The organism is Arthrobacter sp. SDR-2R, assembly GCF_057747955.1.
Genome location: NZ_CM173231.1, coordinates 4,083,525 through 4,094,334, shown reverse-complemented (window position 1 = coordinate 4,094,334; position 10,810 = coordinate 4,083,525). Strand labels below are relative to the sequence as shown.

Annotated in this window: 4 protein-coding genes and 3 rRNA genes; 5 read left to right on the top strand and 2 right to left on the bottom strand. The window is 60.8% G+C overall.

From position 1 onward, the window contains the following. Positions 1-329: 329 nt before the first annotated feature. The 4 genes from AC3ANU_RS18870 (at position 330) to AC3ANU_RS18855 (ending at position 6,444) form a co-directional block, all read left to right on the top strand. Positions 330-1,852, top strand: a 16S ribosomal RNA gene (locus tag AC3ANU_RS18870). A 516-nt stretch (positions 1,853-2,368) separates the two neighbouring features. Further along, positions 2,369-5,498: ribosomal RNA gene (locus AC3ANU_RS18865) — 23S ribosomal RNA — on the top strand. Between the two features lie 171 nt (positions 5,499-5,669). Next, positions 5,670-5,786, top strand: a 5S ribosomal RNA gene (gene rrf / locus AC3ANU_RS18860). The 16S, 23S and 5S rRNA genes sit together here, the layout of an rRNA operon. Before the next feature lie 130 nt (positions 5,787-5,916). After that, the gene (locus AC3ANU_RS18855; RefSeq protein WP_134166107.1) at positions 5,917-6,444 is read left to right on the top strand and encodes an SRPBCC family protein; all 528 of its coding nucleotides are present in this window, start codon (positions 5,917-5,919) and stop codon (positions 6,442-6,444) included. Here AC3ANU_RS18855 and AC3ANU_RS18850 read toward each other — a convergent pair. Both AC3ANU_RS18850 and AC3ANU_RS18845 read right to left on the bottom strand, forming a co-directional pair. Next, the gene (locus tag AC3ANU_RS18850; RefSeq protein WP_134166105.1) at positions 6,441-7,526 is read right to left on the bottom strand and encodes a LacI family DNA-binding transcriptional regulator; all 1,086 of its coding nucleotides are present in this window, start codon (positions 7,524-7,526) and stop codon (positions 6,441-6,443) included. The genes AC3ANU_RS18855 and AC3ANU_RS18850 overlap by 4 nt on opposite strands. A gap of 2 nt (positions 7,527-7,528) precedes the next feature. Continuing rightward, positions 7,529-9,262 (bottom strand): glycoside hydrolase family 13 protein, encoded by a 1,734-nt coding sequence (locus tag AC3ANU_RS18845; RefSeq protein ID WP_134166103.1) that lies wholly within the window; start codon positions 9,260-9,262, stop codon positions 7,529-7,531. 177 nt (positions 9,263-9,439) lie between these two features. Here AC3ANU_RS18845 and AC3ANU_RS18840 point away from each other — a divergent pair, with 177 nt between their 5' ends. Then, complete coding sequence (locus tag AC3ANU_RS18840) at positions 9,440-10,810, top strand: FAD-binding oxidoreductase (RefSeq protein WP_488315069.1); 1,371 nt, start codon at positions 9,440-9,442, stop codon at positions 10,808-10,810.

Genomic DNA, 10,810 nt, shown 5'->3' with positions numbered 1-10,810 from the left:
TCCACGGAGTCAGACGGAAAACCGAACCCCCAAGCTAACGCTGAGGATGGTCGCGGACGCCGGTTTGACACGAGAGAGATCAGCCGGTAAGTTTGGAAAGTTGCTCCGGAGCGAGCCTGGACGTTGGTTTGGGTGGTGCCGGGTGTGTCTGTTGTTTGAGAACTCAATAGTGTGCCAAGTTTGTTGATACCGATTATGTATGTAATTGGTTGATTGTGCTGTGCCGCCACCCCGTGGTGTGCATGGTGTTTTTGGCTGGTTTCAAATTTTGTGCAGCTGTTTCTGCCGTTATTTCCGGTGGTTGTGGTTGTGTCTGTTTTTGTTTTACTTCAACGGAGAGTTTGATCCTGGCTCAGGATGAACGCTGGCGGCGTGCTTAACACATGCAAGTCGAACGATGATGCCAGCTTGCTGGTGGATTAGTGGCGAACGGGTGAGTAACACGTGAGTAACCTGCCCTTGACTCTGGGATAAGCCTGGGAAACTGGGTCTAATACCGGATATGACCTTCCATCGCATGGTGGTTGGTGGAAAGCTTTTGTGGTTTTGGATGGACTCGCGGCCTATCAGCTTGTTGGTGGGGTAATGGCCTACCAAGGCGACGACGGGTAGCCGGCCTGAGAGGGTGACCGGCCACACTGGGACTGAGACACGGCCCAGACTCCTACGGGAGGCAGCAGTGGGGAATATTGCACAATGGGCGAAAGCCTGATGCAGCGACGCCGCGTGAGGGATGACGGCCTTCGGGTTGTAAACCTCTTTCAGTAGGGAAGAAGCGTAAGTGACGGTACCTGCAGAAGAAGCGCCGGCTAACTACGTGCCAGCAGCCGCGGTAATACGTAGGGCGCAAGCGTTATCCGGAATTATTGGGCGTAAAGAGCTCGTAGGCGGTTTGTCGCGTCTGCCGTGAAAGTCCGGGGCTCAACTCCGGATCTGCGGTGGGTACGGGCAGACTAGAGTGATGTAGGGGAGACTGGAATTCCTGGTGTAGCGGTGAAATGCGCAGATATCAGGAGGAACACCGATGGCGAAGGCAGGTCTCTGGGCATTAACTGACGCTGAGGAGCGAAAGCATGGGGAGCGAACAGGATTAGATACCCTGGTAGTCCATGCCGTAAACGTTGGGCACTAGGTGTGGGGGACATTCCACGTTTTCCGCGCCGTAGCTAACGCATTAAGTGCCCCGCCTGGGGAGTACGGCCGCAAGGCTAAAACTCAAAGGAATTGACGGGGGCCCGCACAAGCGGCGGAGCATGCGGATTAATTCGATGCAACGCGAAGAACCTTACCAAGGCTTGACATGAACCGGACCGCTGCAGAAATGTGGTTTCCCCTTTGGGGCTGGTTTACAGGTGGTGCATGGTTGTCGTCAGCTCGTGTCGTGAGATGTTGGGTTAAGTCCCGCAACGAGCGCAACCCTCGTTCTATGTTGCCAGCACGTGATGGTGGGGACTCATAGGAGACTGCCGGGGTCAACTCGGAGGAAGGTGGGGACGACGTCAAATCATCATGCCCCTTATGTCTTGGGCTTCACGCATGCTACAATGGCCGGTACAAAGGGTTGCGATACTGTGAGGTGGAGCTAATCCCAAAAAGCCGGTCTCAGTTCGGATTGGGGTCTGCAACTCGACCCCATGAAGTCGGAGTCGCTAGTAATCGCAGATCAGCAACGCTGCGGTGAATACGTTCCCGGGCCTTGTACACACCGCCCGTCAAGTCACGAAAGTTGGTAACACCCGAAGCCGGTGGCCTAACCCCTTGTGGGAGGGAGCTGTCGAAGGTGGGACTGGCGATTGGGACTAAGTCGTAACAAGGTAGCCGTACCGGAAGGTGCGGCTGGATCACCTCCTTTCTAAGGAGCACCTCCAACTCTTCTGTGCTGGTGAATGCCGGTGTGGGGGGTTGTCAGGAAGCAAGCCCGCAGCATGGACGATTGTTCCGTGGCGGGTGCTCATGGGTGGAATATCAGCAAATAGCGGCTGCGTGTTTTTTTGTCTTGTCTAGTACGAGCCAGTGATGGTTCTGGAACGGTGGGCGCAGGGATGCGTGGTTTAGTGTTTGGCACACTGTTGGGTCCTGAGGCAACAGGGCCGGGGAGGGGTTGCTGCGGCTTTGGTCGTGGTGGTTCCTTGTCGGGTTTGTTTGTTTCTGGTTTCCCTGCCGTGACGTTCCGTGCGCCTGTTTGGGTGTGTGGGGTGTGTGGTGTGGGGTTGTTGTTTGAGAACTACATAGTGGACGCGAGCATCTTGTATAAGAAGCAATTTCCAAGATTAATGAACCTGGATCTGGCTGCGCTGTTGATGCCCTTTGGGGTGTTGGGGTGTGGTTGGTTTCTGTGGTTCTCTCGAGAAATGTTTTTGATCTTTGTGGTCAAGTTTTTAAGAGCACACGGTGGATGCCTTGGCATTAGGAGCCGAAGAAGGACGTAGGAATCTGCGATAAGCCTGGGGGAGTCGATAACCGGACTGTGATCCCAGGGTGTCCGAATGGGGAAACCCCGCCGAGCGCGCGAGTGACTCGGTGACCCGTACCTGAACACATAGGGTGCGTGGGGGGAACGCGGGGAAGTGAAACATCTCAGTACCCGCAGGAAGAGAAAACAATAGTGATTCCGTTAGTAGTGGCGAGCGAACGCGGATCAGGCTAAACCGTTCCATGTGTGATAGCCGGCGGGCGTTGCATGGTCGGGGTTGTGGGACTTTCCATACCAGTTCTGCCGGGCTGGTGGGGTGTGATGTGCGCGCATAGGTGAACGGTTTTGAAAGGCCGGCCAGAGAGGGTGTTAGTCCCGTAACCGTAATGTGTTTGTACCGCCTGTGAGAGTATCCCAAGTAGTACGGGGCCCGAGAAATCCCGTGCGAATCTGTCAGGACCACCTGATAAGCCTAAATACTCCCTAATGACCGATAGCGGACCAGTACCGTGAGGGAAAGGTGAAAAGTACCCCGGGAGGGGAGTGAAACAGTACCTGAAACCGTGTGCTTACAATCCGTCGGAGCCAGTCTGATTCTGGTGACGGCGTGCCTTTTGAAGAATGAGCCTGCGAGTTAGTGTTACGTCGCGAGGTTAACCCGTGTGGGGCAGCCGTAGCGAAAGCGAGTCTGAATAGGGCGTGTGAGTGGCGTGATCTAGACCCGAAGCGAAGTGATCTACCCATGGCCAGGTTGAAGCGACGGTAAGACGTCGTGGAGGACCGAACCCACTTCAGTTGAAAATGGAGGGGATGAGCTGTGGGTAGGGGTGAAAGGCCAATCAAACTTCGTGATAGCTGGTTCTCCCCGAAATGCATTTAGGTGCAGCGTTGCGTGTTTCTTGCTGGAGGTAGAGCTACTGGATGGCTAATGGGCCCTACAAGGTTACTGACGTCAGCCAAACTCCGAATGCCGGTAAGTGAGAGCGCAGCAGTGAGACTGTGGGGGATAAGCTTCATAGTCGAGAGGGAAACAGCCCAGACCACCAACTAAGGCCCCTAAGCGTGTGCTAAGTGGGAAAGGATGTGGAGTTGCCCAGACAACCAGGAGGTTGGCTTAGAAGCAGCCACCCTTAAAAGAGTGCGTAATAGCTCACTGGTCAAGTGATTCCGCGCCGACAATGTAGCGGGGCTCAAGTACACCGCCGAAGTTGTGGCATTCACATTTTAGCTAAGCCCTTGTGGTTCAGGCGTGTGGATGGGTAGGGGAGCGTCGTGTGGGCGGTGAAGTCGCGGTGTAAACCAGCGGTGGAGCCTACACGAGTGAGAATGCAGGCATGAGTAGCGAAAGACGGGTGAGAAACCCGTCCGCCGAATGATCAAGGGTTCCAGGGTCAAGCTAATCTGCCCTGGGTAAGTCGGGACCTAAGGCGAGGCCGACAGGCGTAGTCGATGGACAACGGGTTGATATTCCCGTACCGGCGAAAAACCGCCCATGCTGAGCGGGGGATACTAACTGCCCGAAGCCTGCCCGAGCGCCCTTGTGGTGTGAGGGTTTTGGTGGAGCGCAGGACCTGATCCCGGGAGGCAAGCGTATTAACAGGTGTGACGCAGGAAGGTAGCCGAGCCGGGCGATGGTTGTCCCGGTCTAAGGATGTAGGGCGAGTGGTAGGCAAATCCGCCACTCATGGTGCCTGAGATCTGATGGGACCCCCGTTTGGGGGGATTTGGTGATCCTATGCTGCCGAGAAAAGCATCGACGCGAGGTTTTAGCCGCCCGTACCCCAAACCGACACAGGTGATCAGGTAGAGAATACCAAGGCGATCGAGAGAATTATGGTTAAGGAACTCGGCAAAATGCCCCCGTAACTTCGGGAGAAGGGGGGCCCCAACCTTGATACACCCTTTGCGGTGTGGAGGGGATCGGGGCCGCAGAGACCAGGGGGAAGCGACTGTTTACTAAAAACACAGGTCCGTGCGAAGTCGCAAGACGATGTATACGGACTGACTCCTGCCCGGTGCTGGAAGGTTAAGAGGACCGGTTAGCCGCAAGGCGAAGCTGAGAATTTAAGCCCCAGTAAACGGCGGTGGTAACTATAACCATCCTAAGGTAGCGAAATTCCTTGTCGGGTAAGTTCCGACCTGCACGAATGGAGTAACGACTTCCCCGCTGTCTCAACCATAAACTCGGCGAAATTGCAGTACGAGTAAAGATGCTCGTTACGCGCAGCAGGACGGAAAGACCCCGAGACCTTTACTATAGTTTGGTATTGGTGTTCGGAGTGGCTTGTGTAGGATAGGTGGGAGACGTTGAAGCCCGGACGCCAGTTCGGGTGGAGTCATCGTTGAAATACCACTCTGGTCACTTTGGACATCTAACTTCGGCCCGTAATCCGGGTCAGGGACAGTGCCTGATGGGTAGTTTAACTGGGGCGGTTGCCTCCTAAAAAGTAACGGAGGCGCCCAAAGGTTCCCTCAGCCTGGTTGGCAATCAGGTGTCGAGTGTAAGTGCACAAGGGAGCTTGACTGTGAGAGAGACATCTCGAGCAGGGACGAAAGTCGGGACTAGTGATCCGGCGGTACATTGTGGAATGGCCGTCGCTCAACGGATAAAAGGTACCTCGGGGATAACAGGCTGATCTTGCCCAAGAGTCCATATCGACGGCATGGTTTGGCACCTCGATGTCGGCTCGTCGCATCCTGGGGCTGGAGTAGGTCCCAAGGGTTGGGCTGTTCGCCCATTAAAGCGGTACGCGAGCTGGGTTTAGAACGTCGTGAGACAGTTCGGTCCCTATCCGCTGCGCGCGCAGGAAATTTGAGAAGGGCTGTCCTTAGTACGAGAGGACCGGGACGGACGAACCTCTGGTGTGTCAGTTGTACTGCCAAGTGCACCGCTGATTAGCTACGTTCGGATGGGATAACCGCTGAAAGCATCTAAGCGGGAAGCTCGCTTCGAGATGAGATTTCCATACACCCTCGGGTGTGAGAGGCCCCCAGCCAGACCACTGGGTTGATAGGCCGGATGTGGAAGCGAGGACTAACGACTCGTGAAGCTGACCGGTACTAATAGGCCAACAACTTACACCACACAGATACATACAAAACTCTGCTTGCGTCCACTATGTGGTTCCCAACCAACAACCCCCCAACACACGGGTTGTCACGGCACGGAACCAACACAACTGAATAACACACCACAATGTTGTAACCACGAGTCTTCCCACCCCCGAAAAAACACCGGGCGGGCGGGTACAAGGGTTACGGCGGTCATAGCGTGGGGGAAACGCCCGGTCCCATTCCGAACCCGGAAGCTAAGACCCACAGCGCCGATGGTACTGCACCCGGGAGGGTGTGGGAGAGTAGGTCACCGCCGGACACACATTAAGCAGGGCCCTGACAACGAATGTCAGGGCCCTGCTGCTTTAACCGAACAGCACAAAGAGGATGCCCTGCCTCCGGGCGGACTCTACCCCCGGGCACCATGCCCGGGGGTAGAGTAGTCCCTCATGAGCAGCATCTTCAGCCACCCGCAGGACCCTTTCGAAGAAGCCGGACAGCGGGCAATTGAGCCGCTGGAACCGGTGGTCAACACCGTAGTCGTGCCCGGTCCCGTGGCCCGGGCTTTCGTTGGTTTCACGGAGCACACCCACCTCTGGTGGCCCCTTGAGCAGCACGGTGTCTATGGTGCCGGCTCCTACGTGGAGTTTGAAGAGAACCTCATCCTCGAAACAGCCGATGACGGCCGCACCAGTATCTGGGGAACCCTTGATGACTGGCAGCCGCCCCTGTCCTTCCATGCCACCTGGCATCCCGGTACTACGGCGCTGTGGTCCACCGAGCTCCTGGTGGCGTTCCGCGCCCTCGGCGGCGGAACTGAAGTCCGGGTCTTTCATGAAGGGTGGGAAGGCGCCGAGGATCCTGCCGCCGCGCGTCAAGAGTACGCGGAGGCGTGGCCCCGGATCCTGGACAGGTATGCGCGGTTCATGGGCGCCGGGGACGCCGCAGCGGACAGCTCGCCTGGAGGCGTGGCCTAGCCCGGCCCCGCGGCCTTGTCCGGCGGCACGGCGGTGCTGTTCCGGATCACAAACTCCGTAGGGTACTCCTGGTCCCGCGCTCCATCCGCCGCCAGGCCGCCGTCGGAACCTCCGCCGTCGGAACCTGCGCCCTCGGAACTTCCACCGGCATTGTCCAGCAGGGCCAGAGCCGTGGCAGCCGCCAGCCTTCCCTGTCCGCGTGGATCCTGGCTGATGGTGGTCAGCCCGAATGTCTCTGCAAGTTCGTGCCCGTCAATCCCCACGACGGAAAGGTCCTGTGGGACCTGAAGGCCGAAGTCCCGGGCGGCGAGCATGATGCCCACGGCCATCTCGTCGGACGCGGCGAAGACTGCGGTGGGGCGGTCAGCGGAGGTGCCCAGGAGCCGGCGGCCCGCCGCGTACGCGCCCTGGATGGTGAAGTCGGCCGTGGCCTGCCACTCTTGCCGCACCGTCAGCCCGGCTGCTGCCATCGCCGCAGCAAAGCCCTTCTGGCGCAGCTGCGGAAGGTTGAAGTCGCGGTTCAAGGCCGCATCCCCGGTAACATGCGCGATCCGGGTATGGCCCAGTCCGATCAGGTGCCGGGTGGCCATCATGGCCAGGCCTTCGTCGTCGATTCTTATGGTCGAGGCGCCCCGCAGCGCCCCCCCGATGCCCACAATCGGACGGTGCACGGCGAGCAGCTGGCCGATCTCTTCCTCGCTGAGTACCAGCGCCACCGCAATGACGGCGTCCAGGCGTTTCCGCAGCAGGAAGTCGTTCAAAATGCTGCTGCGGTGCTCCGGCTGCTCTCCCACGTTGTACAGCGTCAGGTCGTAGCCGGCGTCCAGGAGGGCTTCCGAAACGCCCTCCAGGACCGAAGAGAAGTACCAGCGCTGGACGTTGGGCACCACCAGGCCGATGTTGTGGTTCCGCCCGGAGGCGAGGCTGGAGGCGTGGTAAGAGGGGACGAACCCGAGTTCCCGTGCCGCCTCCTGCGCAAGGCGGCGGCTCCTGGAGGAGACGTTGGACTTGCCGCTCAGCGCCCTGGAGACGGTGGCCACGGACAGGCCGGCCCGGCTGGCAACTTCTTTGATGCCCGCCATGGTCAGCCTGCTGCTGTGATGCGGATCCAGGCGGTTTCGCCCGAAGCCAGCAGTCCTTCCGTGCCGGACGTGGTACTGCGGATAAGGACGCGGCCCGCAGGTATCTCCAGCGGCTCGTGGTTCAGGTTCATAACCACCAGCGTAGTGCCGTTGAGGTAGCCCAGCGAGGACCCGGTGCACCAGTCCTCGGCCCAGGACAGGGATCCCCGGCCCAGGTCCAGGTCGCGGCGGCGTGCCAGGGCGTCGCGGTAGAGGGACAGGTGCGACGACGGCGATTCCGCCTGCAGGTCCCTCGCCAACCCGCCAAAGGAAGCGGGAATGGGCAGCCATGGTTCATTTCCCGAACCGAAGCCCAGGTGTTGTTCTCCGGCACGCCAGGGCAGCGGCACCCGGCAGCCGTCACGGCCAAGCCGCTGCCCGCCGGTCCGGGCGAACGTGGGGTCCTGGCGCAGGTGGCCGGGGATGTCGATGCCGTCCGGCAGCCCCAGCTCCTCGCCCTGGTAGAGGTAGGCGGCACCGGGCAGTCCCAGCATGAACAGCGAGGCAGCAGCTGCGCGCTGCCGGCCGAGTTCCTCATCCGGCTGGGGATCGGCCGCCCCGATGCCGTCGCCGTCCCGTGGGCCATGGCCGTTGTAGCCAAACCGGCTGGCATGGCGGACCACATCGTGGTTGGACAGCACCCATGTGCTCGGGGCGCCGACGCCGTCAAGGACGGTCAGGGAATCGGTGATGACCGAGCGCAGCCGGTAGACGTCCAGGCCCGCATGGAGGTAGGGGAAATTGAACGCCTGGTGCATCTCGTCGGGCCTGACCCAGTGGGCCAGCCGGTGAAGGTCCACGCTTGCCTCGGCGCAGAGGATCCGGTCCGGGCCGTACTCGTCCAGGATCAGCCGCCAGTTGCGGTAGATGTCGTGGACGCCGGGTTGCCCGAACATGGGTGCCTCGTGGCCGGGGTACCCGTCGCTGTTGCCGCCATCGGCCCGGCCGCCCCAGGCGGGCAGGCCCGGGGCCTTGACCAGGGCATGGGCTACGTCCACCCGGAAACCGGACACGCCGCGGTCCAACCAGAAACGCAGCACGCGCTCGAACTCGGCGTGGACGGCGGGGTTGTCCCAGTTGAAGTCCGGCTGGGAGGAGTCAAAGAGGTGCAGGTACCACTGGCCCGGCCGGCCGTCGGCGTCTGTTACCCGTGTCCAGGCAGATCCGCCAAAGTGTGACTGCCAGTTGTTCGGTGGCTCCTCTCCGTCAGGCCCGGTGCCGTCACGGAAGATGAACATGTCCCGTTCGGGGCTACCGGCCGGTGCCGCACGGGCTGCCTGGAACGCCGGATGCTGGTCCGAACAGTGGTTGGGCACCAGGTCCACGATGACCCGCAGGCCCAGGCGGTGGGATTCGGCCATCATGACGTCGAAGTCGGCGAGTGTGCCAAAGATCGGGTCAACGTCGCAGTAGTCGCTGACGTCGTATCCGGCGTCACGCTGGGGGGAACGGTAAAAGGGTGACAGCCAAACAGCGTCGACGCCCAGGTCCGCCAGATGCGGCAGTTCCTCGGTAATTCCCGCGAGGTCTCCCACGCCGTCACCGTTCAGGTCCCGGAATGACCGGGGGTAGACCTGATAGATCACGGCAGAGCGCCACCAGCCGGGAGCGGTATCGGCAGCGTGGATGAGCGTCAGGGGGCCAGTGGCAGCTGAGGTGTCCTGGGTCACAGTATCGACAGACATGAAAGCCAGCATAGCGGCGGACGGGCGATAAATGAAAACGCTTCCATACATGTTTCGCCTAATTTTGCACGAACTTTCGAGGCTCTGCAGTCCAACAACTGGAAGCGATTGCACGCCGGCAAATCCAGAAGACCGGAGCGTCGCACGCCCTAGACTGGGTAGACATGTCCGACGACGGGTGGAGGCTTTGTGGGAAGCATCGTTGACGAGCTGGAGGCCATCCTGGCGCCGGGACAGCTGGATGTCAGCGAGGTCTCGCTCCGGCGGTACGCCATCGACCAGGCCCCCGTCATCGATTTCCAGCTTCCCCTGGCGGTGGTGTTCGCCGAATCAGTGGCCGACGTGCAGGCGGTGTTGAAAACCTGCGCCGGCAGCGGAGTGGCCATTGTCCCCCGGGGTGCGGGTACAGGCGTTTCCGGTGGTGCCCATGCCACCAGGAACTGCATCATCCTTTCGCTGGAGCGGATGAACCGGATCCTCGCCCTGAACCCAGACGATGAGACAGCCATGGTGGAGCCCGGCGTGGTGAACGCGGTCCTCAACGAAGCCGCAGCAGCGCACGGCCTCATGTATGCCCCCGATCCGGCCAGTTTCCGAAGCTCCACCATCGGCGGGAACGTGGCCACCAATGCCGGCGGCCTGCGCTGCGCCAAGTACGGGGTCACCAGGGATTCGGTCCTGGCACTGGATGTGGTCCTGGCCGACGGGTCCCTCATCCACACAGGCCACCAAACCTTCAAAGGCGTGGCGGGCTATGACCTGACGGGCCTCTTCGTGGGATCCGAAGGAACCCTGGGCGTCGTCGTCGGAATCACCGTGCGCCTGAAGTACCTGCCACGGGAAGTCCACACCGTGGCCGCCTTCTACCCGGACTTCAGGATGGCTGCCGCAGGGGTCCTGGCCGTAGGCAAGGCACGCGTCCAGCCGGCGATCATGGAACTGCTCGACGGCGGTACCCTGGCCCAGCTCGACGACATCCACGGCTCCGACCTCACCGCCCGCGGAAAATCACTCCTGCTGGTCCAGACCGACGGGTTTGGCGCCGCCGCGGAAGCGGAGGTTGTGCGCCAGGTCCTCCGCGCCGGCGGGGCAACGGTGACTACTGAGGCAAGCGCCGAGGCGGAGCGCCTGGTGGAACTCCGCCGGCACAGCAGGGGGACGGAGGTGGACGACGAGTACCGTGTAGGCGAGGACGTGGCCGTTCCCCGCTCCCGGTTGGTGGACTACGTCGCGGAACTCGAAGCCATGGCCGCCAGGCAGCAGGTACACCTCAAGGTGGTGGCCCACGCGGGTGACGGCAACCTGCACCCCACATTTTGGATCGACCGGCAGGGGGCAGGCGTGGACTCCGCAGCCATGCAGCGGCTGCAGGCGGCACTGGACGAGTCCATCACCGCGGCGCTGGCGATGGGCGGCACCATCACCGGTGAGCACGGAGTAGGGCAGTACAAGCTCCGGTGGCTGGGACAGGAGCAGCCGGAACCGGTGCGGGAGCTCCAGCGCAGGATCAAGGACCTGTTCGATCCCGCGGGGATCCTCAACCCCGGTAAGGCGATCTAG